Source organism: Lentilitoribacter sp. JB5-8 (assembly GCF_055693385.1).
Genome location: NZ_CM146332.1, coordinates 3,633,458 through 3,660,298 on the forward strand (window position 1 = coordinate 3,633,458; position 26,841 = coordinate 3,660,298).

The 26,841-nt window shown below is 40.0% G+C and carries 19 protein-coding genes and 1 pseudogene; 2 read left to right on the forward strand and 18 right to left on the reverse strand.

Annotation, left to right across the window (positions count from 1 at the left end):
• Positions 1–201: 201 nt before the first annotated feature.
• The 12 genes from ACZ1GZ_RS17575 to ACZ1GZ_RS17630 all read right to left on the reverse strand — a co-directional run bounded on the left by ACZ1GZ_RS17575 (position 202) and on the right by ACZ1GZ_RS17630 (position 14,698).
• Entirely contained in the window at positions 202–405 is a 204-nt protein-coding gene (locus tag ACZ1GZ_RS17575) for a hypothetical protein (protein WP_472666163.1), read from the reverse strand.
• A gap of 568 nt (positions 406–973) precedes the next feature.
• Positions 974–1,390 carry a carboxymuconolactone decarboxylase family protein gene (locus tag ACZ1GZ_RS17580; protein ID WP_472666164.1) on the reverse strand — a complete coding sequence of 139 codons (417 nt, stop codon included), beginning with the start codon at positions 1,388–1,390 and terminating at the stop codon, positions 974–976.
• Positions 1,387–1,755, reverse strand: coding sequence for a MerR family transcriptional regulator (locus ACZ1GZ_RS17585; protein WP_472666165.1), 369 nt, complete (start codon positions 1,753–1,755; stop codon positions 1,387–1,389). Before ACZ1GZ_RS17585 ends, ACZ1GZ_RS17580 begins: the two co-directional genes overlap by 4 nt.
• A 1,400-nt stretch (positions 1,756–3,155) precedes the next feature.
• Positions 3,156–4,337, reverse strand: a complete 1,182-nt coding sequence (locus ACZ1GZ_RS17590; RefSeq protein ID WP_472666166.1) for an aminotransferase class I/II-fold pyridoxal phosphate-dependent enzyme — start codon at positions 4,335–4,337, stop codon at positions 3,156–3,158.
• A gap of 543 nt (positions 4,338–4,880) precedes the next feature.
• Complete coding sequence (locus ACZ1GZ_RS17595) at positions 4,881–6,155, reverse strand: M20/M25/M40 family metallo-hydrolase (protein ID WP_472666167.1); 1,275 nt, start codon at positions 6,153–6,155, stop codon at positions 4,881–4,883.
• Positions 6,155–7,546 carry a dihydroorotase gene (locus ACZ1GZ_RS17600; RefSeq protein WP_472666168.1) on the reverse strand — a complete coding sequence of 464 codons (1,392 nt, stop codon included), beginning with the start codon at positions 7,544–7,546 and terminating at the stop codon, positions 6,155–6,157. The genes ACZ1GZ_RS17595 and ACZ1GZ_RS17600 overlap by 1 nt, the downstream gene beginning before the upstream one ends.
• Positions 7,547–7,995: 449 nt before the next feature.
• Positions 7,996–9,177, reverse strand: coding sequence for an aromatic amino acid transaminase (locus tag ACZ1GZ_RS17605; RefSeq protein WP_472666169.1), 1,182 nt, complete (start codon positions 9,175–9,177; stop codon positions 7,996–7,998).
• 243 nt (positions 9,178–9,420) lie between these two features.
• Positions 9,421–10,449, reverse strand: a complete 1,029-nt coding sequence (gene dctP, locus ACZ1GZ_RS17610; protein ID WP_472666170.1) for a TRAP transporter substrate-binding protein DctP — start codon at positions 10,447–10,449, stop codon at positions 9,421–9,423.
• 506 nt (positions 10,450–10,955) lie between these two features.
• Positions 10,956–11,966, reverse strand: coding sequence for a DUF917 domain-containing protein (locus ACZ1GZ_RS17615; protein WP_472666171.1), 1,011 nt, complete (start codon positions 11,964–11,966; stop codon positions 10,956–10,958).
• Between the two features lie 171 nt (positions 11,967–12,137).
• A complete protein-coding gene (locus tag ACZ1GZ_RS17620; protein ID WP_472666172.1) occupies positions 12,138–12,749 on the reverse strand; it encodes a M20/M25/M40 family metallo-hydrolase in 612 nt (203 codons plus the stop codon).
• Positions 12,734–13,270 (reverse strand): M28 family peptidase, encoded by a 537-nt coding sequence (locus ACZ1GZ_RS17625; protein WP_472666173.1) that lies wholly within the window; start codon positions 13,268–13,270, stop codon positions 12,734–12,736. The genes ACZ1GZ_RS17620 and ACZ1GZ_RS17625 overlap by 16 nt, the downstream gene beginning before the upstream one ends.
• Positions 13,271–13,291: 21 nt before the next feature.
• The gene (locus ACZ1GZ_RS17630) at positions 13,292–14,698 is read right to left on the reverse strand and encodes a dihydroorotase (protein WP_472666174.1); all 1,407 of its coding nucleotides are present in this window, start codon (positions 14,696–14,698) and stop codon (positions 13,292–13,294) included.
• 262 nt (positions 14,699–14,960) lie between these two features.
• On the opposite strand from ACZ1GZ_RS17630, the gene ACZ1GZ_RS17635 reads away from it, so the two are divergent.
• Positions 14,961–16,367 carry a vWA domain-containing protein gene (locus ACZ1GZ_RS17635; protein ID WP_472666175.1) on the forward strand — a complete coding sequence of 469 codons (1,407 nt, stop codon included), beginning with the start codon at positions 14,961–14,963 and terminating at the stop codon, positions 16,365–16,367.
• A gap of 82 nt (positions 16,368–16,449) precedes the next feature.
• On the opposite strand, the gene ACZ1GZ_RS17640 is transcribed toward ACZ1GZ_RS17635, so the two are convergent.
• From ACZ1GZ_RS17640 to ACZ1GZ_RS17655, 4 genes and pseudogenes are all read right to left on the reverse strand, one after another.
• Positions 16,450–18,267 (reverse strand): LysR family transcriptional regulator, encoded by a 1,818-nt coding sequence (locus tag ACZ1GZ_RS17640; RefSeq protein ID WP_472666176.1) that lies wholly within the window; start codon positions 18,265–18,267, stop codon positions 16,450–16,452.
• A gap of 487 nt (positions 18,268–18,754) precedes the next feature.
• Positions 18,755–19,573, reverse strand: coding sequence for an EAL domain-containing protein (locus tag ACZ1GZ_RS17645; protein ID WP_472668349.1), 819 nt, complete (start codon positions 19,571–19,573; stop codon positions 18,755–18,757).
• A gap of 63 nt (positions 19,574–19,636) precedes the next feature.
• Positions 19,637–20,703: pseudogene (locus ACZ1GZ_RS17650) on the reverse strand (diguanylate cyclase domain-containing protein); the annotation flags it as partial.
• A gap of 895 nt (positions 20,704–21,598) precedes the next feature.
• Positions 21,599–22,627 (reverse strand): type 2 periplasmic-binding domain-containing protein, encoded by a 1,029-nt coding sequence (locus ACZ1GZ_RS17655; protein WP_472666177.1) that lies wholly within the window; start codon positions 22,625–22,627, stop codon positions 21,599–21,601.
• A gap of 115 nt (positions 22,628–22,742) precedes the next feature.
• Here ACZ1GZ_RS17655 and ACZ1GZ_RS17660 point away from each other — a divergent pair, with 115 nt between their 5' ends.
• The gene (locus tag ACZ1GZ_RS17660; RefSeq protein WP_472666178.1) at positions 22,743–23,648 is read left to right on the forward strand and encodes a LysR family transcriptional regulator; all 906 of its coding nucleotides are present in this window, start codon (positions 22,743–22,745) and stop codon (positions 23,646–23,648) included.
• A gap of 286 nt (positions 23,649–23,934) precedes the next feature.
• Here the strand turns inward: ACZ1GZ_RS17660 and ACZ1GZ_RS17665 are convergent, their stop codons facing one another.
• Together ACZ1GZ_RS17665 and ACZ1GZ_RS17670 are read right to left on the reverse strand one after the other, a co-directional pair.
• Entirely contained in the window at positions 23,935–24,264 is a 330-nt protein-coding gene (locus tag ACZ1GZ_RS17665) for a hypothetical protein (protein WP_472666179.1), read from the reverse strand.
• 255 nt (positions 24,265–24,519) lie between these two features.
• Positions 24,520–26,703: a methyl-accepting chemotaxis protein gene (locus ACZ1GZ_RS17670; RefSeq protein ID WP_472666180.1), complete on the reverse strand. Its 2,184-nt coding sequence runs from the start codon at positions 26,701–26,703 to the stop codon at positions 24,520–24,522.
• Between the last annotated feature and the right edge of the window lie 138 nt (positions 26,704–26,841).

Genomic DNA, 26,841 nt, shown 5'->3' on the forward strand with positions numbered 1-26,841 from the left:
TTGGCATTGTTTAAGGAGGTGGGTGTTCATTTACCCAATGAATTCATCCACCTTTGCCCTGATTAAACCCATTGATGTCGGTTTGGCACAAATTTGCCTAGTAATGTCCAACAAAAAATTTCCGCTTTAGTCTCACTTATGGACATCTCAAATGCGCGGTAGTTTTTATAAAAACTTTCCCCGGGGAAAGTTTTTGGAATTCTACACAGTTAATCGTAGAGCTGTTTGAAAGAATACTCTTGATGTTAGACTTCGAAACAGCGCACGACCTGTCACAAAACGACCATCAGGCAAAGGGTATTGATCCGGGGAGAGATTTAGATAGGCGAGAGTATTCTCTTCCAATTCAAAGAAACCGATTTGATACCATTGCGGGACGTAGTGGTTGTTTCTAGTCGTTGACATGGCGACACGGTACTATGTCGCAGTATTCGTCAAAATAGCCAACTGCCCGGAAATTCGAGCTACTCCAACTTTTCCACACGTGACGACATTCCTACCATAAAAGGTGCCGAATTTACGCATCATACCCCATTCGAGCCCTCCCAAAAGTGATCCCATACGGGACCCGGCGCACAAAAGGCACAAAAGCAATCGTAGTCCGAAAGACCTAACCCATAATATCTTTTAAGGAATTTTGGTAGCGGGAGAGGGACTTGAACCCCCGACACGCGGATTATGATGCGGCGTTTTTACAGATTAAATAGTTGATATTATTGACGCTAAATTTGAATATGTTAACCCTATGCTAGGTTTGAAACCGGACACGCGGAAAAGCAATGAAATCAGTTTATTTCCCAGACATAACAGCATCATTGTATAACATCTACTTTGTGCCATTGGCGGACATACCAATCGGAAAGAGTTAGTATTTCAAATTTTCTTGTGAAGTTCCGCCATGCGGACGAAGCGCCATTTCGCTGAAACCGAACCAACGACCGATGCAAGAGGCAAATTTAACTAATGTTCATTCTCAAGGACTCTTCTCAGCCGCTTCAGCTTCGACAGAAGCATAAACCTCTTTCGCTGCAAACAGCCCATTTAGGGCCGCCGGAAACCCTGCGTACACTGCCATCTGCATCAAAATCTCAGTGATCTCTTCTTGCGATAGTCCCACGTTCAGTCCGGCTTCGATATGCACTTTAAGTTGCGGTTGTGCATTCCCCAGTGCAGCCAATGCGGCTATCGTCGCAATCTCTCTGTCGCGCAGGGAAATCCCTGGCCGAGAATAAATGTCACCAAATGAAAACTCGAATAGGTAAGTGGCGAAATCAGGTGCGATATCGTCTAGTGCGTCGATCACTTTCTGCCCCGCTTCACCATCGATGATGTCAAGCGCGCGTTGCCCACGTTCCAATCTGGTTTCGTTAGGTTTATGTTCAATTATCATGGTTTTGCGTCCTTTTCTTCCGCTTCGTTGTATGTCTCGATTTTGGTGTCGAGGATGAGAAGAGAGGTTTCCAATTCGGTTAATTGCTGACGCACCCTTTCGCGGTGGAGCTCTAACAGCTCCTTTCGCGCACGAGCGGTTTGCTCTCCAAGTGCGCGAAGTTCGGCGTACTGCCGCATTTCGCGTGTCGGCATCCCAGTGGCTTTCAGGCGCTTGAGGAAACTGATCCAAGCAAGGATAGCCTCATCATAGTCGCGTTGGCCGCCAGAATCACGGTCTGCACGAGGCAAAAGTGCAATACGTTCGTAATAGCGGATAGTATGAGCCGAGAGCCCCGTACGTTTTGCAAGTTCACCAATTTTCATATCATTCTCACCCAGACGCTGCCAAGCCTAAGTGTTAGAGTACACTCTAAGTCAAGGCCCTTATTTCTGGTTTCCGGACATTCGTGCCTCGAGCAGCGTTTGTAGAAATGGGCTCTAAACAGACGTTTACAATTTGCGATTTTGCACAACCTCAGAATCTAATGCAATACTCCTTTGGGCCAACAGCAGCAGTCAAAATCTAAAACCTAACTTCTGCTTTCACGCTCTTCGCGGACAAGCCTCATTCACAAAAAACGAGCTGTTGTTTTCCATTGCGGCATATTAAGTGAATCGTCATAAAGTCTTCATGGAGCATTTTCATTAGCTCAATATTAGCGGAGGTGGGAATACCCCCTAATAGTCCCACCTTCTAAGATAGTGCTCGAGTCGCACGAAAAGCACTATCTATCTGATATCAGTGCAACCAGAATAGTAACCAAATTTAGGTTAAATTAGCGAAAAGTTTCAAAATAGTTCTGCCAAAAATAGACAACTCCAATTGCCGCGACCTGCCTGATGTCATTTATCTTCGTCACCCAAACCAAATTGGGAAAACGAACAAATACGCAACCACTGCTAGAAACAGGCTTAACGCAGACGATAGTACAAAAGTCAAAATATTACGGAGTAAAGGTATTTCGTAAAACGATATGCAATCTGGATCGATTAGCATCTGTTTATTCTGGGTGGAATCGGTCACTTTGCTATATCCTTAAGCAGTGCGACCAAATGATGTTGTTTATTATTGGGATGACATATTGGGCAAAGTCATTTTTCGTCTTTGCACACTAACCAAATCGACCTCACCCACCAAGACAAAATCAAGTAACACATATATTATTTTTTAATATTTTTTTCTAGTAAATGCCTGTTTCTAAACCATTTTATTTTATTTATTAATATAATATTCAATTCTATACTGGATTATGTACTTGTTAACACGTCATACCTCGCAAGTAACTTGTTGACACATCTAACCTAGCCTCAGGCCGTCAACCATCCGGTTGGCGGCTTTCTATTTTATTATATTAAATAACCAATATTTACCCGCTAATGAGTTTTGTCTTAATATATCCTTAAACAGTTTAAACTCGATAATTCCATGCAAGTCTGAAGTACAAAAGCTTATTCAACTTCCACATGAGATTGCGTCATTATCTTCAAATGTGATGAAAAAAGATTGTATATTCAATTTCTTTATATAGCGTTCAATTAACCTTTTAATTAGATCGGAAACGGACATAGAAGAATATGATTTCAGAACTTGAATCGGCATTTATTTTAAATCAATAAAAAGGTCAAGTTGCTAAATTTCCACTTCTGGGAACAATTAGTTTTTGATCAGTAAAGTCCCTTAATAAATTTAAAAAGCATCGGCTATTTGACTTAAAAAGCTAATTCTAAATCGAATTTACAACGCAGTCCGCAATCTTTGCCAACATATTTTCATCCAGTCCAGAGATGTTGATATGCCCATCATCACCAACAATAATTCCATAGTCCAGTCTAAGAGAATTGATACTTTCTAAACTCAAGGGCAGCAGCGTAAACATACCCGTTTGATTAACGACAAAATCGAAATTTCTATTACCAAGTCTTTCACGCAATGCATAACAGATTAGAATACGTTTTTTTTGGATTTGTCGGCGCACAAATTCAAGCTCATTGATCCACAAGCTTTTCAAATAGGGATCTTTTAAAACGCATTTTACAATCGATGCACCATGACTTAGAGGGGGAGAGTAAAATTTTTGAATAACCTTCATCAAGTTATTATGAGAACCTCCTCCGGCTTTTTCATCTTTTGCTAAAAAAGCCGCCAAACCGGCACGTTCGCTATAAATGCCAAAATTTTTCGAACAAGAATATGCAAAGGCGGCTTCAGGCATATTCTTCAGAACATATCTTGCGGACCAAGAATCGGCCTCAAAACCACGACCGAGTCCATGATAAGCGGTATCAATCACCGGGAAAATACGTTTTTTAATCATTGTGTTTACAAAGCAACGCCATTCACTTTTACCAATTTCAACACCTGAAGGATTGTGACAACACCCTTGCAATAGAAAGATATCGCCAGCTTTCGCCTCTGAAAGCAAAAGCATAAGCTCCTCAAACTGCAGATCAAATGTTGATCTATCATAATATGGATACCGTCTGATTTTGAAACCTGAAGATTTAAAAATCTTATTATGGTTGACCCAAGTTGGATCAGGTATAAAAACCGTAGCATCTGGATTAATCTTTGCCAAGACATTGGAAATTAACACAAGGGCTCCAGTTGCACCCGCAGTTTGAATTGTAGTGAGGCGTTCTTTGGGTCGGTTAGAACCAAAATAAAAATCGCTCAGCAGGCTACAGAAATCGTCATCGCCTCTTGCTGAATAACCTGCCTGCGTAGTCTCTTTCATATAAATTCGCTTCTCAGCGGTTTTCACGGCTGTATAAACTGGCGATCCTCTAAATTGATCTCGATGCCTGCTAATATCTGATGGCGTATTTTCTGCTTCATTTAGGGTTTCGAGTTCCTGATTAGGCGAATTGTTAGTAACTAAATTGGTCTTCGCAAGTTTACTGAGCATCTTGGTCCCTTGCTGCAATTGAGAACGCTTGATAAGATTGCCAGATAAAACACAATCTAATTTATTTGATTTTTTTCCAATGTCCTGTGATGTTGCGAAACATACTTTATTAATTCAGACACATGAAAGTATCTGTTCAGTAACCGCGTTAATTGAAAACCGTAATCTCCAAAACACCGTTAATCATCAAAAAATCCAGTCGTATTGTTGCATTCATCTCATCGTTCCTTATAGCCGATAAATACCAATGCAGCCGCTCTAACAAACGTCTTATCAGCCAAATAAAACGAAGTATCTAGGTGATTGAAGGTAGTACTATCCGTATTGACCCGATACTGTTTGAAGTTATCAAAGGGGCGCCAAAATGCGGAGTATTGTTAGTTGAAAATAAGTATATTTTTTCCAGAAATTATGTCGTCGACCAAATCGATTGACAGAGTACTTTATAATTCACGCCATTCTTCTGTCGCACTTGATAGGCTTCTTAGACTTTACCTGTAATAAAATGCGGCATGTTACAATGAGGTTGATTTACTATTGAAGTTAGTAACTTGCATCCATTGCCAATAAAGTGTCGAATAGAATCTGGGCCCCAGATACGAGGTCGCGAGATTCCACCCATTTCTCGGATGATGAATTTTGCTCGCAATTACCGGGTACAAATACCATTGCTGTTGGAGCTATTACTGAATAAAATAACGCATCATATTCTCCGCAGGAACTTATGTGTTCCCAAGAGAATTCTCTTTTGTTTGCAGCTGTCTCCAATTTTTCAACAATGACCCCATCAAATTTGGCAGGCGAGCTTTCAGATAACACCCCAATATTAATGATCAATGCTCCCAAGTCCGTAACAAGGGTTGGTAATTCATCATTGATAAACTTCTTCACATATTTCAAACAAAGCAAACTATGTGACTGGCAATCCAACAAAAGCCTGACTTTATTAGTTTCGTCTACTGCGTTTTTCAATTCTTTGTTTTTTTCATCAGGTATAGCTATAAAATGCAACTCCCCATTCACATCTATTTTGAGTGGTTTGTTGCGTAATGTCCTAACAATCTCTGTCGCACAAGATACGGCATCAAATCGCGAGGACATGACTGTAGCTCCAGGCCGGTCAACATTGCCGTCGATGATTACCTCTACACGGACTGCACCTTTTAAAGACGTAACAATACCAATGTCCAAATTTTCTTTTCTGGACATTCGCCCGTGCTCAACATGCAACTCCAAAAATGCCTTGATGTCTTTACGAAGCTCCGCTGAATCGCAGTTTAATTGGCCTCCCATGCGCGAAATCAAATCACGTAAAGTTTCGCCTCTTGGACCGCGATAATCAAGCATCGCTTTGTCAATTTGTCCGGTCATTCCCCTAGAACCTACACAAGACAGCCCGAAATCGGATACCTTTTGAGCAAGACAATCCACAATCTCAAGATTATGCCTTAAACGAATTCCAACATCCTTAAGCGCACGCACGATTTCCAAACCAACAGCAACTCCTTCAACCCCACTAAAACATCCGTTACCAACGACAGGTTCCCGGTGAGATCCAATAATTATTGTTCCCTTTTTTGGGTCAAGACCTTCTATTCGTCCTATTAAATTTCCATATTGATCAATTGAGGTATCTAGCCTAAGTTCCATGAATTTTTCTATTAGATATTCGCGCCCATGAAGATAAGGCAAAGAAAAAGATCGCCTTGAATAGGTTTGGGTAGTTTCAGGCATCTCTTTTGTCAGAGCAATCAGATCGGACGATAGTCTTTCCAGTATTATAGTTTGGTCCTCGTTATCTAGAGCATCTTCCTGCATCAGAATACAAACTCGGTTGGTAAAGGCCGCACAAATTTGCCTACTCCGGGAGGCGCTAAAACACAATGACCGTCAAAAATTTTCACACCGCGTAAATAGGTTGGAACTGGCCGAAAGGGCAATTCAAAGCCTTCGTAAGGGCTCCACCCCACAACGTTATGTCCACTTTCTTTTGGATCATTGGCTCCTTGACTAGGTTTCATCACTATAATGTCAGCATCCTTGCCAACCTCAAGTGCTCCCTTGCAATTAGAAATGCGAAAATGTGCCGCGGGATTGTGCGCAAGTAAACCCACAGCCCAGGTAAATGGGAGGTCGCGTTCCCATAATGCTTTTAAAAAAAGGGCGTAAAACACTTCCAATCCAGGCACCCCGAGAAGAGTTTTTATCATGTCAGTATTTAACTTTAGATCTTCTGGCAAACTGATATGTGGAATCGAAAATAGATTAATATTACCAAACCCCAGATGCTTCCACAGGATCTCGGTTTCAGCCTTAGAACGAACTGGTGGGTTTACCTTAGCCATACCGCCCAAATTCGATACATGATCTTCTTCGTTAAGTATCCGGTGATGAGTACTTGCTTCAATTGATACATCGTAACCCTGCTGGCGATATAATGAACACAGCTCATATCCACGTCCAACTGAGCATTGCGACACATCGACCGGACAACTAGCAACTGCTCCAAACTCATAAGTCTCTGCCACCGAGAGAGCTTCGGCGAAGATTGGCCAAACTAACCCGTGCCAACGGTAAACGGTATCGCCCATCTCGGCAGCGAGTTTCACAAATGATGATATCATTTCATGATTAGCATTCTGAACACTTGAAATAAGCCCATTATTTCCAATTAGGTTAAGGCATTCATACAAATTGTTACGTGAGAGTTTTTTGGATTGATTTGTACCAGCTTCACTAATAGGAATTATAAATGAACAAGCGCCGGCTTCAATCAATTCGTTAATTTTCAGGGGCCCATCATCGGGGAGGCAAGTCCCATATAGCGCAACATCAACACGGCTTTCGTTAGCCGCGTTTAGTGCTTGGACAGTAAAACTTTGGCTATTGCAAATCAAAGAGTCGTGATCAAATGGTAGGTCTACTATGGTTGTTAAACCGCCAGCTGCTGCTGAGCGACTTGACCATTTAAATCCTTCCTGACCCTTTACAGCCGCACTCTGGTCATGACCGTTAATGGCACCTGTAAGATCAAGATTTTCAGATTGATCCTCCACAATTTCGGATGCAGGACCTTCGCCGCCTCCAACTCCCACAGTTTTACCATTTAAGACAGTAACACACCCATCTTTGATGATCCGGGTAGGTAAAACTACATCTCCGACGATGACCAGCGTTGATGTTTCTTTAGCGGACGATACTTGCAGCATATTTAGAAGATCCCACTATTAGATCGACTAAAGAACTATCAAAAAACGAAATGACCCAATTATTTCATTGAACAACTGATAGGTTTGAAAATCTGTTTCAATGAATTATATGCATGATTACATATTACAGCATTATCCACTCTTCCGCGTTAGGCGTAGTATAAATTGAGGGCGTTAGACCCCAGTTTACCCCCGGGGAGATACAATAAGAATTCTCACTGTGTATTTAGCAAGTCTACTCATCGAGAAGCAAACGATCGCTCTAACGTCTCTCATTTTATTAATGTTCGAATATATTGATATGTTTATCGTTAAATTTTCGACGATTTTACAAGACCGAAGTGGTAATTTAGGTCTATTTGTCGCGCTCAGCCATAATGTAATGTAAACAATGTGGATAGCATAAAGTGTAACGCCTACAGCTAATAGATAATTCAAGCGATAAAAATTTAAATCGATTTTGCAACACAATCGGCAAATTCAGTAAATCCAATCTCATTTAGTCCCGCAATGTTAATACACCCATCCTCACCAATATAGATTCCATGATTTGTTCTGAGTCTGAGAATATCGTCAGATCCAATCGGCAGAAGGGAAAACATACCTTTTTGATCCGCGATGAAATCAAACCTTTGATGTCCAAGTCGTTCACGCAAAGCATAACTTAATAAAATGCGCTTTTTTTGAATAGACCGGCGCATTCTTTCCAACTCATTTCTCCAAGAGTCTTTTAAATAGGAGTGTTCCAGAATACATCGAATTAGAGATGCTCCATGGTTAGGTGGCGCTGTATAAAGGTTTCGAGCCATCATCGATAAATGTGATTGAGCTGCTGCTGCAGATCTTTTATCCTTAGCTAGAAAAGCACCCATGCCAACTCGCTCGCGATAAACTCCAAAATTTTTAGAACAAGAATAGGCAAATGCTGCTTCAGGCATATTTTTTAAAATGTACCGTGCAGACCACGCATCATCATCGAGTCCTCCCCCGAAACCATGATAAGCGGTATCAATTATTGGGAATACCCCCTGCTTCATCATGGCAGACACAATGCTCCGCCATTCGCATTTTCTCAAGTCAACTCCAGACGGATTGTGACAACAAGCCTGAAACAAAAATACATCGCCATTATTTGCGTCAGAAACAGCTTGTAAAATCTCTTCAAATTGTAAATATCCATTTTTCAAATCAAAATATGGGTATAACTTAGTTTTAAAACCAGCAGATTTAAATATTGCGTTATGATCAACCCAAGTGGGATCAGGAATGTGAACGATTGCATCAGGATTAATTTTCCGTAAAACGCTGGCAATTAACATCAAAGCACCTGCTCCACCAACAGTTTGGACAGCACCAATCCGTTCTTTTGGACGCCTCGCCCCAAAAAATAATTCGCTTAGCTGATTGCAGAACATTTCATCCCCAATTGGCGATAAATACCCTTTCGTTGTTTCTTTAGCATGCATCCATAATTCTGCATCTTTTGCAGCCGAGAATACCGGCGTTCGCCCCGTATGATCACAATACATATCAATGCCTAAATTCAATTTCCCTAAAGCATTTGATGCTTTAAATTCTTCTGTTAATGAAAGGATGTAGTCTGAACTAAGTTGATCAAGATTTTCGAGCATTTACATATCCTGTTAGTACTTGAAACCTGTCAGAGGGTACTCGCCGCCCAAGTGAAGAACATGAAGATCGAATAGATAAACACCAAACTAATATTCTACAACTCACCAGAGCAACTCAACGGTTTAACTTTCTGAAAGAAGCAGAGTTACATGGAATTAATGAACACTCTGCGCGTACCTAAGCTGCCTAAATATCCTAAAACTCTAATTGGAGTTTTGATATTCATAAAACGAAACTACGGGTTAACTGGACTTATTGAAGGTTATAATTTCCAAAAGACTTTCAAACATCAATAGAGCTGGCTGTCCGTTGGCAGTTAACGCGTCGATCCAAGACATATAAATCGGGCGGACAGCCGCCTCCCAACGGGCTTGCTCTTCTTCTGTCAGCAAGAAAATAGTATTACCAGCTGCGGTGATTTCTGCCCTGGCAACCTCAGCCATATCATCTATAGTCTGCGCAACTGCAATTGAGTTTTCCATACCAATGCAGCCATCTATGACATCCTTCAACTCTTGTGGTAAAGCATCAAAAGATTCCGGGCGCATCAAAACCAAAATCGTGCTTTGGTAAACGGATGCATCGACATGCAAGGATGTTACCTCGCTTAACCCGTGTGACGACACCGCTGCCCAATTAGCGACAAAACCGTCTATTTTTCCGCGTTTCATCGCGCTATGAACTTCCGAAAAACTTAAGCCAACCGGGTGTGCGCCCAAGGCTTCTATTGCTTCACCAACATAGAAAGAAGACGCACGTATTCTCATACCATCAAAAGCTTCCCTTGAATCTAAGAGCGCTGAAGATGTATGAAACACAGACGCGTCAGATGCATGCATGTGAACTAATTTAAAATCTTTGAATTCAGTTTTCATTAACCATTCATCAGCAAACTGATACAGGGACCTAGTTTGCCCTTTAGCCGTGCCAGCATTTAGGAACGGCAACTGCAAACCTTCAAGTCCTAAGAAGCGCCCAGGATTAAAACTGGGAGTTGTTACTATCAGATCGACGTCACCTTCTTGTAGTTGTTCGACCAAATTGAAAACATTTCCTCCAAGCTGCATATTTGGAAAATATTTTAGTTCCAATTTTCCATCTGATTCATCAGACAATCTTTTAATGAAAGGTTGAACAAAATACTTGTACTCTGGCGCTTCTACTCCGGAAAATGAGTGCATCCTGAGTGTAACTTTTTCTACTGCAAGAGCCCCTCCAGCTATCGCAAAATGCACAACGATTGAAGCTATCGCAGCTATTTTTCTAAACATGTATTTCCCCAATTGAATGTTGTGTGACTGCAAGTTCATTATTTGAGAAGATGAAATTGATAACTGTTCCCAAGATCTCAATTACCAGATGAGCCGCTTATTTCTCAATAATTTTATCCGAAAAGATCTATATGTTTTTAAGAAATATTATTTTGTATCAGTAAGTTAGGTAATTTTTTAACATCTGATATATAATAATTTTTACTGTCTGCAATCATTTTCGAGGTGACATCAAAAAAATTAGCAACTCCTAATGATTAATATGAATTAGCGATAAAACGGATAATCAGTAATATTCAAACAATATCAGAATTAGGGACTACAATTATTTAGGTAATTATTCGGGCAGATGAGGCATCTATCGGCGATAGTTTACAATTTAGCATAGGCAATGAGGCAATTACAAAACCATGTAGGTTTACCGTTACTTTTGTCCCTTTGAAAGTTATAGTATGTCCATACCCAAGCTTTCTAAGTAAGTACAAAACTTCGCAGCCTCCCTTATTTTAACTAAGAGGTATATTTGACTTGGCTATGTGAATAAGATGGATACGCATTCCTTCTTCGATTTCGCTAATGCTACGTGGAAGTCCATTGTTATCCACAGTGCTTATAACATCTGGATATGCACTTATTCGTTGCCCGCCAGGACTATCTAATGCCATGTACATATTTTTAACATGTAAGATGTACACACCTCGAGCAGTATCAATAGTGACGGTTCCTACGTTAAAATCTTGTGTTGTATAGACAACGGCTTTCCGCAATACTTTACCTTCAAGTAGCTTAATACCCGCAGTTTTTTTACATATGACGTCGATAACTGCGTCGACTCCCGTCGATTCTGCGGCAGAGATCGCTTCCCCCAATTCTATCGCCTTTGAAACACTACCCAGTACCGCGTTCTCTCGCACATATGATGCACAGAGCGGATTACTGCAGGATGCAATAAATCCTCCGACCGTATTTGAAACATTTCGAAGAATGTGGGACAAAATCACCTCTGCCCCTTCTATCGCAATTTGCAGATAAGTGTTGTCAGCAAGATTACCCCCTACAGCAGTCTGAATAAATTCATCTGTTGAAGCAAGCATATTTAAAGAACTTATACCACCAATCGGATCTACTCTAATATCAACTACCGCATCTACAATTTTCATTCCAAGAACAGCACTTGGAAGCCAAGTATTTAACGTTGAAGATTGTCCATTCTGTCCCACCATTAATCCAAAAATTGGTTCTCCAAATTTATCTTGAAGCATCCGTACAGCTTGAACATAGTCCGCTCCTTGCATTTCCCTAGTTGTCAAAACCGAGGGAACACCAATTGTCGATACTGTCGCGATCCAAGCATCATCTGGAACTCGATCTAGACAGACTAATTCTGGTCGCCCGGCATTAATAGCCGCAGTGCCATGCATACGCTCCTCTGCAGACCGACCACCCCCTCCTGCTGCAAATACAGAACCACCTTTTATCGCAAAATCGATATCATTTTTGCCAAGAATTTTTCCCATTACAGATCACCGTTATTCAGTACATTTCAATCTACAATTCAATGGCATCAATTTCTAACAATGCATTGAACATCAACTTTGCACCTATACCCAGTTGATCAAGTTCGGCCCATTCTTCCATGCAATGACTGCGTCCATGCTTGCTTGGAACAAGAACCATTGCTGTGGGAGCTATTTTTGAAAAAAGACAGCATCGTGCTCCGCACCCGAACTCAAGTGCATCCAATCAATTTGAAGTTGCTCAGCAGCATGTTCCAACTTTTCGATCAATGCACCATCAAAGTTTGCTGGAAGGCTATTTGACAACACCCGAACACATGTTACTGATGCCCTCCAATGCATCGCTAGGGCCGGCAATTCTGAATTTAGATAATTACTGAATTCATCTAGGCTAGATTGATTTTCTGTCCGACAATCCAATACAAGTTTAATCTTGCTTGGCACAACGTTTGCTGCATTCGGTTCAACGTGCATCTCACCGGTTGTAGCAACGAAGTGCCATTTACCATATGTTTCTATTTGAAGCGCCTTATCTCGCAGAGTAGCGACGATATCCACAGCAGCAGACAAAGCATCATAACGCTGTGAAATTGGTGTAGTTCCAGCATGATCAGCCCTGCCCTCAACTGTAATTTCAAAACGCGTAACACCAACAACAGAGGTAACAATGCCAACATCCTTTTGGTTGGTTTCTAAAACTTTCCCTTGTTCGATGTGCAATTCAAGATACGCTCTAATATCGCTTCGGATGGCTTCTGGAGCATTGTCTAGTTGTCCACCCATTCGCATGATGGCATGACGAAGAGTTTCAATCCCCCCGCCTGATAATCAAGCATTGTTGGATCAATGTGACCTGTCAAACCTCGCGAACCAATGCATGACAATCCGAACTCCGAAACTTCTTGCGCAAGACAATCCATGATTTCAAGGTTATGTTTTAAGCGAATTCCATTCTCCGTTAGCGCGCGGGCAATTTCTAGCCCAGCGACAACACCAGCTACACCATCAAAGCGGCCACCCTTAGTTACTGTGTCGCTGTGAGATCCAACTATTATCGTTCCTGAATTTGGTACAAGGCCTTCTAGAAGCCCAATCAAATTTCCGTGCTTATCAATTGAGACTTCAAGTCCAATGTCCTTAAACCTTTGAGTTAAATATTTGCGCCCACACAAATATAACGTTGAAAAAGACCTCCTAGTAAAAGGTTGCTCTACTTCAGTAATATCTGCCAATGCCATTAAATCTGTCCACAACCTACCCGCATCGATAGGGTGACTGTCCAAATTTATATTATTATTCGACACGTGTTCTCCTTATCAAAAACTTTAGAATTCAAACTGGGACTGAAGTGGTCGAATAAAGTTGCCCATACCCGGCGGAGCAAGGACATTTTCTCCATTAAATACCTTTACTCCTCGTAAGAAGGTTGCTATCGGGCGGAAAGGCATCACAATCCCATTGTAGGAGCTCAACCGGGCTGCGTTATGCCCAATTTTGTCGGAATCATAAGCAAATTGGGTAGGCGCCATCACTACGATATCAGCATCTTTACCTACTTCGAGAGCTCCTTTAAGATGAGATATTCGGAAATGGTTTGCCGGACTTTGGGCAAGCAAATGAGCCGCCCAAGTAAACGATAACTTACGCTCGTACAGTCCTTTCAAAAATAAGGCATAACACACCTCCAAGCTAGGAATTTCACAGACATTCTTTGTCATCCCAGAGCTGGTTTTGTATTCTTCTGTCAAACCAATATGAGGGGTTGAGACCAGATTGACATTACCAGACACTAAATGATCCCAAAGCGTATCAACTTGCTCCCTAGAACGAATTGGTTGATTAATCCTCCCGCTTTCACCTAGATTTGACACATCATCTTCTTCACTAAAAATAAGGTGGTGAATACTCGCACCTAGCGAAACATCATACCCTTGCTGGCGATAGGCCGAGCACAACTCATATCCGCGTCCAATTGAACAATAGGCCACATGTACTGGGCAATTTGCGGCCGTGCCAAACTCATACGCTTCCCCAATTGGCAAAATTTTAGCAACCGCAGGCTCTCCAAATCCATGCGCGCCATAATTTGAGATACCTATCTGCGAAGTTTGTTCTGAAAATGACGCAATAATTTCGCAATTCTCAGCTTGAACACATGCAGTCAATCCATTTTTTCCAATGAGTTGCAAGCATTCATAGAACACTTTAGGCGAAACTCTTCCAATTCGACTGGAATCAGTTTTTAAATACGGAAACTTAAATGAGCAAGCACCAGCCTCTATCAATCCTCGAATCTTACTAGCACCATCCTTGGGGTCGCAAGTCGCATACAAAGCGAAATCAACACGACTTTTTTGTGCTGCGTTTAGTGCTTTTGCCGTGAACACACTACAATTGCTTATTGGGTTGTCACTATCAAATGGTAAGTCGACAATTGTTGTAACACCTCCCGCAGCAGCTGAATGACTTGATAAAGTGAACCCTTCGCCGCGTTTCAGATTAAGGCTTTGCACTTGAGCGCTGATAGCACCTGGTAGAATAAAACTTCCTGTATGGTCTTCCAAAACATCAGCAATTGGCCCGGCGCCTTTTCCCACACTTACTACTTTGCCATTTGAAACTGCAACGTAACCATTCCTGATTACTCCATTCGGCCGAACAATGTGTCCATTTAGTACTAGTGTGCATTGGCCTTGCATGACTCGCCCCTCTAAAGTAAACAAAATTTCCATCAATTAGTCCCAAATTTTAACTATCAAAAATCGAAATAACCCAAACATTTTTTTGAATAGATCAATTAACTATGATCGATCACATTCAAATATTAATATGTACGATTACGTTTATTAAAATTACCCAAAGCGCAACTGAGTGAGTTAACGCTTAGCCTAATAGTGCGTTCTGTGGTCTAACAACCAAAGTTTAGTTCCGTGGAACGAGAGTGGATCTGCATTACATAACAAAGTTTATGTTATCATCGACGAAGGCTCCGATTTGATAAAAAGAATAACAGCGGTATTAAAAAATAACGATGGCAACTTTGGATTAATTTTTGCACTGATGGCTCCTGTCCTGATTGTGGCAGGTGGTATTGTTTTTCAAATCATCACTGCATTAGGCTTGAAAACCCAAATGCAGGATGCAGCAGACATAGCCAACCTTTCAGCCGTTTCCAATATCGCGGCTGGCCGGTTGGATGTTGAGGATGCGGAAGAGTACGCTGTAAAAATATTCAACGCTAACATGATTGGCGCTGAAGAACGATTTTCTGTTATAGAGTTATCGCCCGAAACAAATTTCTCGGAAACAATCGAAGGAGATGAAACAACCTGGACTATGCAAATGAACGTTAGTGCTTCTATCAGCGCGATGCCACTTTTTACGTATATGGGAATTGATAGCACAGATGTATACATCACCTCCACTGCTGCTTCGGGTAGTGAAGAAGTCCAGGCTGCTGTCTCATTGGGTGTGGTTATTGATATCTCTGGCTCAATGTATTGGCCTCTTGACGGGGCTGTAGAACTACAAACGGTTTTGGATGATTCGAAGTCTGTTGCAGGGCGCGTAAGCGCCAGTTTGTATGAGGCTTATTACGTCTATGGCTTAACCGAAGATCAGATTCAATTTATCATATTAAATTACGATACTGACTACTGCGATGATGTTGAAAGTGATAGCAACACCCGAGTAGACTTTCTAAGCTCTATAGGAGAGTCCACCACCACAGGTAGTGAACTCGCTTACAATTTTTGCTATCATGCAGCATATGCGGCTGAGAAAAATGGTTCAGCTGATGAGCTAATAAGCAAATGGGACCAAATTTTTCCTAGCATAGCAGCTTCAAAATTACGTAATTTAAAGAACGCCGCGGCTGGATTATTTAGCCAACTCGATGAGGCAGACCCAGAGGGTATATACGTGCGAACAGGAGCTTCGGCATATCGCAGTTCTTTGCAAAGTACATACGATATGAATTGGGGAGTTGAAAATACAAACAACTACATCGAAGGTCTCGAAGCCAACGGTGGCACTGCTTCAACCGATGCTATCGACTATGTTTGGGAAATGCTCATGTCAAGCAACACCACAGAAAAAAATGCCCATTATGACCAAAATGGACAGTATCCAGATCGTGTCATACTGCTCATGACCGACGGATCAAACAATTATACATCAGATGATACAGCGACAAAAGGCATTTGTGACGATGCAAAAGATGACGGCATCAAAATCTATACAGTTGCTTTTGCCGCTCCGGATGCTGGACAAGAACTTATGAAGTATTGCTCATCAGGGGATGATTACTATTTCGAAGCTGAAACAGTAGAGGCACTATCGTCTGCATTTGAATACATTGGAGCCTCAACTGCTAAAATACTATCACGAGTGACACAATAAATGCAAAAAATATTGAATTAGACTTGGACAGTCTGCGGTTAAATCACGAAAATTAATAACCAACTTACCCAATATTATATCACTAAAAATTCTTAACTTGAAACTTATCACGCAATATTTTGAAAAGTACACGTTCTGCTTCTGTTAGGGATCTCTCAGCCGAAAACCTCAAAAACAACCTTTGTCGCAAGTTTGTGTTAGCAATAGGAATAAATCCTAATCGTTTTTCTTCAAGATACTTTTCGACATGTGATTTAGGCAAAATAGTAACAAGATCTGAACCAATGATCATTTCAATGGAAATCTGAAATGAATTTATGGTGAACTCAATATGATCTTTCAATTTTTTTCCAAAGTGTGCGGAAACCTTATCTCTAATTCCATTACCTAAACTAGGTAATACTAGTTTCAAATCCATCAAGTCGGTTGAAGATCCCACGCTATTGGGTAGATAGATTACACTGGGATCAAATACAAAACCCAGGTCTTCATGCAGCCCTAGTTCAAAACGAGTGCCTTGCCCGTGACCAACATCAATAATTGCTGCATCGATTTTATCCTCTTTCATCCACATTTCCAAATCGGAGCGTGGGGCCTCTATCAATTTTAGATCAGTTTTTGGGAATAATTTCCGCCATTCAATCGCCGCTTGAGCGATCGCATACTGTGACTGAGATGTGCTATCACAAATTGGAATAGTTCCGAGAACAAGGTGAGTTAAATTATTTACATTCAAGCTTTTTGCTGTATTTTTAATTCTTAAAGTTGCTGCAGCTATCGACAATGCAATTTCATAAAGAATTTTTCCTGATCCTGTCGGAAGCAACCCTTTCTGCGTTCGTTCAAATAAATCCACACCCAAGCTTTTTTCTAACTTACTTAGTTGATTTGAAAGCGCGGGCTGCGCAATAAACAATCTGTTAGACGCACCGGTAATATTACATTGCTCATAACATACTCGAAAATAAGACATTTGACGAAGTGTAATATCACGATCAAAAACTCGAGTCTTAGATGAAACATTCCGGCACTCAGAGAATAAACGACCCAATGCCTCTGCCGCGGCATGTGGAGTTTTTATACGGAACTGAACGGTTATTTGAGGGTTAAACGGAAGACTATAACGATATAGTCGACTTGCTCGAAACCTCAGTGAGATTGCACTTTCAGGAACTATAAACACCAAAGGATCAGGCATTTTAAATTTACGAGGAAGGCACCCAATTTCCATACCGGAAGAAGTCACCTCATTCAAACCAGTTTCCACGCCGTATTTCTGAGCTATTTCACATAGTATTTTAGGCAAGACTGGTATATTGATATCAGCCTTGCGAAGTACTTCTAATGATATTTCTTCAATATTACTACTCTGCTTATGGTTTAGAGGAATATTGGATACGAGTAGTAAATTATCTTTTTGAACTAAAACATTTTCTTGCGGCTCTTGATCGCAAACTGAGTAATCAATTACTATGTGTCCATGTGGATGATCTTGACCCTCATACTCCTTCAAATGAACTGGGAACCTCACCTCAGGGAATTCCATCATGACATTGAAAATCAAGCTGTTTAGCTTTTCACTCAATAACCCAAATGTAAACTCGAGAGAAAAATAAATAGGAATCTCAATTATTACTTTGTCAGAGGAATTAGGCAGCATTATGCGCGCCCGGTCGAGGTTTAGCAGAATCGTTTCAACATCTTGATAAATTGCACGCGCCATCTTTGTTGGATAAAAACCATCCGAAGTACGTTTCATTAGACAAAGTTCCAACTCTTCTTCAAGCTGGCTAAAACTTGTTGATAGGGTGGAATTCGCAATTCCAAGTTCTTTTGCTGCAGTAACGTTACTGTCACTTTCGCAAGCAGATATAAAATACCTGAGCTGTTTTGCTTCCAAAACCATTTCTCCAAATTGCGATAATTGAAAGACAAACTTCGGATTATATCGAGTTCAATTAAATCCCAATGTCTTTAATTTCACCAAAACAAAAACCAATCACAATCTTTAACTTAATAAGGTTGATGACCAATCAAATATTGAGTTCGGTCAAGAACTATTTTTGACCATTCAAAATAAATACTTGTATTTCTTTACTACACAAGAACTCCCATCTTTAATGATGGTATTCAAGAATATTCTGGGAGATAATCACCCGACATTCTAAGATAAACGGAAACAGTATCTTGACGCTTATAAACATCCTAAATTTCATCTTAAAGGTGTGTTATTTTATTGCAATACCCTTGATAACATTACATAATTTAAACACACATTTTTTCGAAATTAGTTTGCAACTTTAAAAAAAAGGGATGGGTATCAATGATCAATTGGTAATTAATTATATTTATGGAATTGGATCAATGAACGAAAAAAAAATGCAGACTTAACGTATCGATTGGTATGGTGAAGTAGTTTCATGTATGAAGTCGCAGACATCACTTTCAGACAACGGTTCTGAGTAAAAATACCCTTGAACATATTCGCCACCTAATTCACTGATCATCATTAATTCTTCAATCGATTCGACACCTTCAATAATACATCGCAATTGCATATCTTTGCTCAACGCGATCAAAGATTTCACAATTTTCATGCTTGCAGGATTTTTGTCGATCTCATTGACAAACCTCCTATCGATTTTAATTTTGGTTAATGGGAGAGCATGTAAACGGCTTAAACTAGAAAATCCTGTGCCAAAATCATCAAGTGCAATTCCGCAGCCAAGAGACTTTAAGAGTTGAATCGACAATTTCGCTTGATCAAAATCAAACATTGTCGCCGTTTCAGTTATCTCCAAATCAATACGTTTCGGATCAATTTGTGATTTATTTATGATATTGAATATTTTAGTTACAGCTATTGGTGAACAAATATCTTTTGCAGAAAGGTTAAATGATAATCGAATATCTTCGGGCCAAAGAGAAGCATCTTCAAGTGTTTTATTAAGTAAAATTTCGGTGAGATTTGTAATTAAACCCATTCTCTCAGCAATGGGTATGAAATTTGCTGGTGAAACCTTCCCCAGTATAGGACTGTCCCAACGGGCAAGAGCTTCAAATTCAACAGTTCGGGACGTAGAAATGTCGACTACTGGTTGATAAAAAACTGCTATCTCACTCTCTAAATTAGCGTTAGAAAGCGTTAATTCAATTTTAGCGGTTTTTTCTATTTCACTAACATGAGAATTACAAAATATAACCACGTTTCCACGATTATTTTTTTTACCATGATACAGCGCATAATCTGCCCGCTCATATAGTTCATTAACTGAATTTACCAATTCAGGATAAACGGCAAAGCCTATTGACCCTGAGATCCGAATGGTAGCTTCTGGTAGAATGAAAGGAGCACTTAACAAATCGCAAATTTCTTGCCCTAGACCAAGAAGATTTTCGTTTGAAACATCTTGGGTGATTATTAGTGCAAATTCATCCCCCCCAACCTTGAAATCTGAAAGTTCACACCATTTATTCCCGACAATCGCACGCCGACCTGGTTCAAAAGACTATCGCCTACGGCATGACCATAAAGATCATTCACGGGTTTAAATCCGTCTAAATCTATAATACCAACGGCCATCGGGCTTTCATTGCGCTTTGCGAAATCAAACTCTTTATTTAGAGTAGTGAAAAACAGTCTTCTGTTTGTTAAACCAGTCAGTTGGTCACAATTTGCTAACTTTTTATTTTTTTCATTCGCAATACCCAGTTCCACATGTGTATCAACCATACTCACAAAATTTCTTGATTGAACTACTGTAATTACCAACAATGCAGCGGATATAAGCACCATATTTCCCGAGATAATCATAAAGGATGGTATGCTAGTTGATGCAAAAAACACAACAAATGGTATATTTATTAAAGACGCAATTATAAACGCAGCGGAGCGAAGATGCTGTAAACATAAAATGACACCTATCCCAGTAATAGCCAGAAAAAAAGCAACATGTGCTTGCATGTAACTATCCCCGTATGGATAGAGCATTAAAGACCAACCGGTAAGTAAAATTGTAAATACACCTGATAAGGCATTTGCCCGTACCAACATTTTATGGGCATATTCAAAATTTGGTTCAAATTTTTTAGATTTCAACCAGCTTAAAATATTAATGCCGCAGATAACAGTAATAAGTTGTGGTGTAAGAAGGCTGAGCCAATTTGGTACTTTTCCTATAAAACTGATAGCAAGCGCCCACGTATTGATCAAAAGTACGGAATAAATGATTGGTATTAACTTAGAATACAACGAAAATTGTGCTTTAACGAGTTCTTTGTTTTTCGTTTCGGGTACAAATTTCGATGCAATGGATTTAACTACAGTTCTAACCATTTTATGTTACCTTTATAACTGGACAAACAGCCACTTAATATAAGTCTAATACTCATCGTAGAACTCATATTAGAATAATCATATTAAATAATGATTTAAATAACTTAGCGAGTTTTATGCTTATGAATTTTTGTCAAAAAATATCAACGGAGAATTACCTTTAAACTCAGCAAAAGTGGCACATAGATCGAGAATGTATTTTTGCTTCATTTTCCAACAAAAATTGACCAATAATTTAATGAAAACTTATCGGAAAGATACAATTTTCTGCTTTTTAAATTTTTAAAATCACATGAGAATAAAAAACAAAACTCAAATAACCAATTTGATGGATTCCCAAAAAATCTTTAAAATAAAAGCAATCTATTAGTGCAAAGCATATAATTTTGTCTCTTCACAAAGACCGGGCGATGTTTTTTCAAGAACTTCAGATATGACAATAAAATAGGTTTAATATAAAATTAGAATATTCTACAGAGTTGGCTAGATTACGAGCCTGGCTTAGAACGACTTTCATAAGCCGGGTCGTTCAATTAAACACTTATATTTGATTTTGGAAGAAGAGGCTAAGAATTCTATAAGACTTGTTGCCCAGTGATTGGGTCACACGATGGTAATTCAATTTCAACGAATTGCCTGTACAACTACTTTGGGCAGATCTATTCTTAGTTAGTTTAGTTAATGCATTCCTCACATTTACAGCGCAGCCGGATTATAACCCGATTGGCACACGTAGATGTTTTACCAAAAGTCTTCATGAAAGTTGAAAACATAAACATCTAGATACAATCCAACTACAATTTAAGCAAATGAAGACATGTTAAGCAAAACTGCGTTCTCACTTTTTATAGATAAAAGATTTCTTAGTACAAACTTTTCAAATCAGTATCTTCACTCATTGGCTGAGTTCCTCCAGACGCTTTTGATAAAATTTAAGCGCAGCTTCAGCTTCAATACTTGCGTCTGTCGCCTTAGCTATCCAGTTGGCGGTAATTGGTTTAGCTGCATCCTGAAATGCAATTTCTAAACCTAAATCTGCGTCAACAACATTGATATTTAATTCATCAAATGTAGCATAAACTTCACTGCTGACTTCGTCCCAAATCGTAGATGCAGCCATACCAATTTTTTCTTGGCTAATGCCTTTTATAGCTGCCCGATCTTCAACAGAAATATTAGCCCATTTTTCTCTGTTCATCACGAAGGAAAATGACGTTGTATAAATTGGCTTAGAAAACTTCGTCATAGACTTTGTGTACGCCATCACCTGAAATCCCTTAATAGCATCGCCGGTAAGCCCTAAATGCGCATCAACAACACCGCGAGATATGATCTCATTTGATTTAACCGCAGGAGAAGACACTACACCTGCGCCGAGTGATTTACCGATACTGGCAAGCGGTCCTGGCAAAGCCCAAACCTTACGCGATTTGAAATCTTCCAAGGAGACCACTGGGGTGTCTGTTGTTGAAAACAATCGGCCTGGTGTGATCACCCATTGGGCCAATAATTCAACTGTATCAAATTCATCAGGGTAATATTTTTCACGAGTTTCCCATGCAGCCTGTGTCATGGCTGGACCATTAAACGCACCAACAAATGGCTGCATTGCAGTAAGCGCGCCGTTTACGCGATTGCCAATTAAACCATTAAACTGAACTGCTGCATCAACCATCCCTTTTTCAACAGCACCAAGCTGATTGGCTGGTGGAGCAACAGATTTTGGAGGAATATTGCCAACTACTCGACCTTCTGTTATTTTCTCCACTTCTTTAAGCCAGTCTGGCAAAACCTTTTGACAAACAAAGTGTTGGGATGGCCAAAAACAGTTCACGATTAAGCGATTTTTCGAAAATGCGAACGTTGGTGCCGAAAAAATCGCCGCAATCATACTCAAGTTCAACACTATCTTGCGAAGTTTCATTTACGCTCTCCAATTCATGAACTACTCTAACAAAAGCAATCAGTCAGGAGCGATCATTGACCACTTCAATATATCAGTCCAATAATATTATGATACACCAATATAAGTGTTTGATATGTTACTAGACCCACGCCATTTAGAGCAGCTGTCTGTCATCGTCGAAAAAGGAACATTTCAAGCGGCAGCGACTGAGTTAAACATGACTCAACCGGCCCTTAGTCGCATGGTATCAACCTTAGAGACTCGGATTGGCATGCCTGTTTTTAAACGAACGAAACGCCCCTTAAAACTGACAGAAATTGGCATTGAATTATCAAGCCAAGGCCGCGTCATTCGCTCAGCAAGAATGCGCGCGCAAGAATTTGCTAATCTCAGCAATAGCGGCTTTACAGGCATTTTAAAGATTGGCGCGCCAGGTTTTTTATGTGAACGATTGGTGACGGACATAATTACCAGTTTTATTAAAGAGCGTCCTGAAGTACACATCACCTTGGTTGCCGATTATAATAAAGGACTCCAAGAAAAACTTTATCAGAACAAAATCGATATAATTTTAGGCCCATCAAAGATGATAAATTTTTTGGGAACAAAATTGACCATCGAACCGCTGTTTGAAAATCCAAATAGGATTGTTGTGCGAGAAGATCATCCGCTGCTTCATAAGAAGAGAATCAGCATTCAAGATTTAAACGCTGCGACTTGGATTGCCCATTCCGAAAACAGCAACTTACGTTTTGACATGGAAAACGCGCTAAAGCTTTTGGGGGTTACCGATATAAAATTAGCATTTCAAACTGAAGCCGCAAGTGCCGTTTTGGAAATGTTGCGGTTAACTGATTTCCTTACAGTTTTACCTAATTACACCATCCAAACGAAACGATACCGCGGGCTATCAACATTACCTTTGGTTCTACCTGGTCCCACAAATATAATGAAGATGGTCACCTTAAGTGATCAGCATGAAACAAAATTACTTTTTGACTTTAAAGAACATATCCGCCGCCAATTCGCACCCTCTTAAATAACTCCAAAATCTAAATATGGGGTACCCCTTTGCACGCTTTAAAATAACTACTTTGTATATTTTGAAATATAGGAAACAGTGCTAGAGTCTATTGCATGCCTTAGCTGCTATTTGTAATCTCATCTAATCTTCATTTTTCTGATGGGTCTACAATCTCTATTCTCTTATTCGAAATGAATATCAGTTTCGGTGTGCGAATATATTACTTCAATAAAATATTTGTATACTATCGTGACCAAAATAGTGCCGAATTGTCTTTCTCCTAAAACTTCCAATCCGTCCTTCATTGATCACACGCTATATGTTTTTCATTTGAAAAATTGTATAATCTGGCAGCACCAAAAGTCACCCTATCATCTTCTAATATTTTTAATTTATTTTGCTTACCATTATCGCATTTAAGAACGCCAGTTGCGTCTTTGACTGACCAGTACGAAACTACACAATTGATGGTTTTGACTTTACCAGCACCACCGATGTATACGGTGTAAATACCATTAATTTCTTCGAGAACAATACTGCAATCAATATCAGTCCATTTGTTTATCTGAGCGCTCACTGGTGATGCTGCCACTAAAGCCAAAAAGTATAAATATCTAAATAAATTATACATAGTAAACACATCCTGTGCTGAGTTAGACTTGTTAAAAAGCGAAGGTAGGAGTTACTATATGAGGCTATGGCTTACTCCTACCTTCTAAGACAACGCATGAGTATTAGCGCGGGGGCGTTGTCTAATTAAGCTTAAAATGCTTCTGTCCATCAAAAACCAAACAAAGTTTATGCAAGCTCGAATATTACGATACTGGAAGAGACCTCCCATTTCATCCAGACATAGTAAGCCGTGTAATTTGAAAAATTAATTTCACTAACTCACCTTTGAGCTAACAATCTTTAGCTGGCCATCTGCTGACAATTGCGTTCCTTCTTGTTTATCGTCTAACTCAACACTGTAACGTTTATTTGTGTTTTCGTGATCGGTCTTCAGTGTGTTACCCAAATTTATTTTAAATGTTGAAACAAGGGTGTTTAGAGAGTTTACACCATCAGCGACCTCCTGAGTGACAGCTGTATTTTCTTCAACCATTGCAGCATTTTGCTGTGTAACCTTATCCATAGAAATTACTGCATTATTGACTTCTTGGATACCGGACAATTGTTCAGATGCTCCAACTGAAATGGTATCAATTTGCTTATCTATGTCTGCAACATATTCCGAAATTGTGGTGAGAACTTCTCCGGTTTCTTTGACCAGTTGAACGCCATTTGCAACTTCAAGGCCAGACTTGCCGATAAGCTCTTTTATTTCTTTTGCAGCATCTGCAGATCGTTGCGCAAGTTCACGAACTTCCTGCGCGACAACAGCAAACCCCATACCCGCTTCCCCTGCACGAGCGGCTTCAACACCAGCATTAAGCGCAAGTAGGTTTGTTTGGAAAGCAATCTCATCAATTACATTGATTATATTTGTAATGCCATCGGAAGCTTTTTCTATTCGAACCATTGCAGCGATTGCATTTGTCACCACTTTGCTGGATTGTTGAGTATTATCTCGTGCACCCTTCGCCTTCTTTGCGGCTTCTTTAGCGCGTTCAGATGTTTCACGAACTGTTGCTGTAATTTCATCAAGAGCTGCAGATGTTTCTTCCAACGACGCAGCTTGTGTTTCAGTCCTTTGAGATAACTCTTCAGTTGAAAGGCTGATCTGGTTAGCGTTGGACCTCAATGACGATGACAGGTCCGCAATTTGCCCCATGGTATTAGATAATTTTATAACAGAGTCATTAAAATCGGTTCGCAAACTGTCAAGGTTGCCCTCAAATCGAATTGCAATACATGTATTCAAATTTCCTTCTGAAAGTTCTATCAGTCCCTTTTCAAGTGCAGAGATTGCAGATGCGAGCTTCTCACTTTCAACACCTTTAATCTCTTCTAAACGCTTACGCTCCTCATCGTGGACTAAGCGCAATTCTTTTGCTTCCAGTTCTGCCTGATTTTTTGCAATCGCGTTACGTTTAAAGATATCAATAGCCCTGGCAATATCGCCGAACTCATCAGACCGATCAATGTCCTCGACATTTAATCCAGTGTCGCCTTTTGCGATTGATTGCAATGTGTAGATTGACTTTTTTAATGGAATAGATATGGAGCGCGCAACTAAATAGATAATACCACCTATAGCAAGCAAAGTGATGAACAGACCGATGCCAAGAACAAGCATAAAATGCTGCTGACTATCTACGGATTTTGTTGTAAGTACCGCCTTTTGTTCTTTCAAAAATTCACTTAGTTCTGTAAATGCCGGCGCAGCATCTGCGTAAGATTTTGATACTTTTTCACGTAATGACCGTTCTAATTGGCTGGTAGCAGCAAACGTATTAAATGACTTTTGATAACTTAAGATCAGGTCATTGACAGATTTTTGAGTAATAGGGGAGCCAAAAAGGTTGGAATCAAATGCCAGAAACTCTTTTACACGTTTATCAATGCGGTCTATATATTTATCCGCGCCACGCATGATGAAGTCTTTTTCATGGCGACGCATCATTAGCATCTTTACACTAAGAATAGGCTGCCCAAGTTCATTTAATATAGTTTCAGCATTGTGAACATCTCTTCTTAGTTGCCCCTGCAACCCTTCATCTTCGTTCAAACCTAACTTTAAATTTACTTTATGTAATCGACTAAATGTTTGAAGGTAATTTTCGAAACCTTCTTTTATGTTCATTAGTATCTTGTTCGATCGTAAGGAAGGCTCGGCTTCCATCAATATTTCTAACGCGGTGATTTGTTCATTGACAAGTTGGGACTGTCCCAAATGCTGAGCAATATATTTTTCATCCTTTAGAAGAAGGAAACCTTTCTCACTGCGACGCATTTGCAAAAGGTTTTTTTCTATTTCACTGTTTACGAGAGTTAACTGATCGCCCTCTCGGATTTTTTGTTCAATGTGTTCTAATACATTGAACCAAGTTAAGAAAATCGCTGTTACCACCAACATTCCAACAATACTGAGTGGTGCAAGTAAAAATATTTTTGTGTTCAGCTTCATGTTTTCCCTCGTTTATCGCGGGTTTTAATGACCCTTCAAAACAACATCATGCTGTTAATTTATATTAGTAAGTGTTCGTAATCGCTCCGAGTTCCTATCTCGGGTTAATATAAAAATGAACTAACGTTATGAATCTCT

Excerpts from the sequence above, each read along its gene's own strand:
- ACZ1GZ_RS17575 (WP_472666163.1), bottom strand. The coding sequence starts at position 405 with ATGTCAACGACTAGAAACAACCACTACGTCCCGCAATGGTATCAAATC.
- ACZ1GZ_RS17580 (WP_472666164.1), bottom strand. The coding sequence starts at position 1,390 with ATGATAATTGAACATAAACCTAACGAAACCAGATTGGAACGTGGGCAA.
- ACZ1GZ_RS17585 (WP_472666165.1), bottom strand. The coding sequence starts at position 1,755 with ATGAAAATTGGTGAACTTGCAAAACGTACGGGGCTCTCGGCTCATACT.
- ACZ1GZ_RS17590 (WP_472666166.1), bottom strand. The coding sequence starts at position 4,337 with ATGCTCAGTAAACTTGCGAAGACCAATTTAGTTACTAACAATTCGCCT.
- ACZ1GZ_RS17595 (WP_472666167.1), bottom strand. The coding sequence starts at position 6,155 with ATGCAGGAAGATGCTCTAGATAACGAGGACCAAACTATAATACTGGAA.
- ACZ1GZ_RS17600 (WP_472666168.1), bottom strand. The coding sequence starts at position 7,546 with ATGCTGCAAGTATCGTCCGCTAAAGAAACATCAACGCTGGTCATCGTC.
- ACZ1GZ_RS17605 (WP_472666169.1), bottom strand. The coding sequence starts at position 9,177 with ATGCTCGAAAATCTTGATCAACTTAGTTCAGACTACATCCTTTCATTA.
- dctP (WP_472666170.1), bottom strand. The coding sequence starts at position 10,449 with ATGTTTAGAAAAATAGCTGCGATAGCTTCAATCGTTGTGCATTTTGCG.
- ACZ1GZ_RS17615 (WP_472666171.1), bottom strand. The coding sequence starts at position 11,966 with ATGGGAAAAATTCTTGGCAAAAATGATATCGATTTTGCGATAAAAGGT.
- ACZ1GZ_RS17620 (WP_472666172.1), bottom strand. The coding sequence starts at position 12,749 with ATGGGTGGACAACTAGACAATGCTCCAGAAGCCATCCGAAGCGATATT.
- ACZ1GZ_RS17630 (WP_472666174.1), bottom strand. The coding sequence starts at position 14,698 with ATGGAAATTTTGTTTACTTTAGAGGGGCGAGTCATGCAAGGCCAATGC.
- ACZ1GZ_RS17655 (WP_472666177.1), bottom strand. The coding sequence starts at position 22,627 with ATGAAACTTCGCAAGATAGTGTTGAACTTGAGTATGATTGCGGCGATT.
- ACZ1GZ_RS17660 (WP_472666178.1), top strand. The coding sequence starts at position 22,743 with ATGTTACTAGACCCACGCCATTTAGAGCAGCTGTCTGTCATCGTCGAA.
- ACZ1GZ_RS17665 (WP_472666179.1), bottom strand. The coding sequence starts at position 24,264 with ATGTATAATTTATTTAGATATTTATACTTTTTGGCTTTAGTGGCAGCA.
- ACZ1GZ_RS17670 (WP_472666180.1), bottom strand. The coding sequence starts at position 26,703 with ATGAAGCTGAACACAAAAATATTTTTACTTGCACCACTCAGTATTGTT.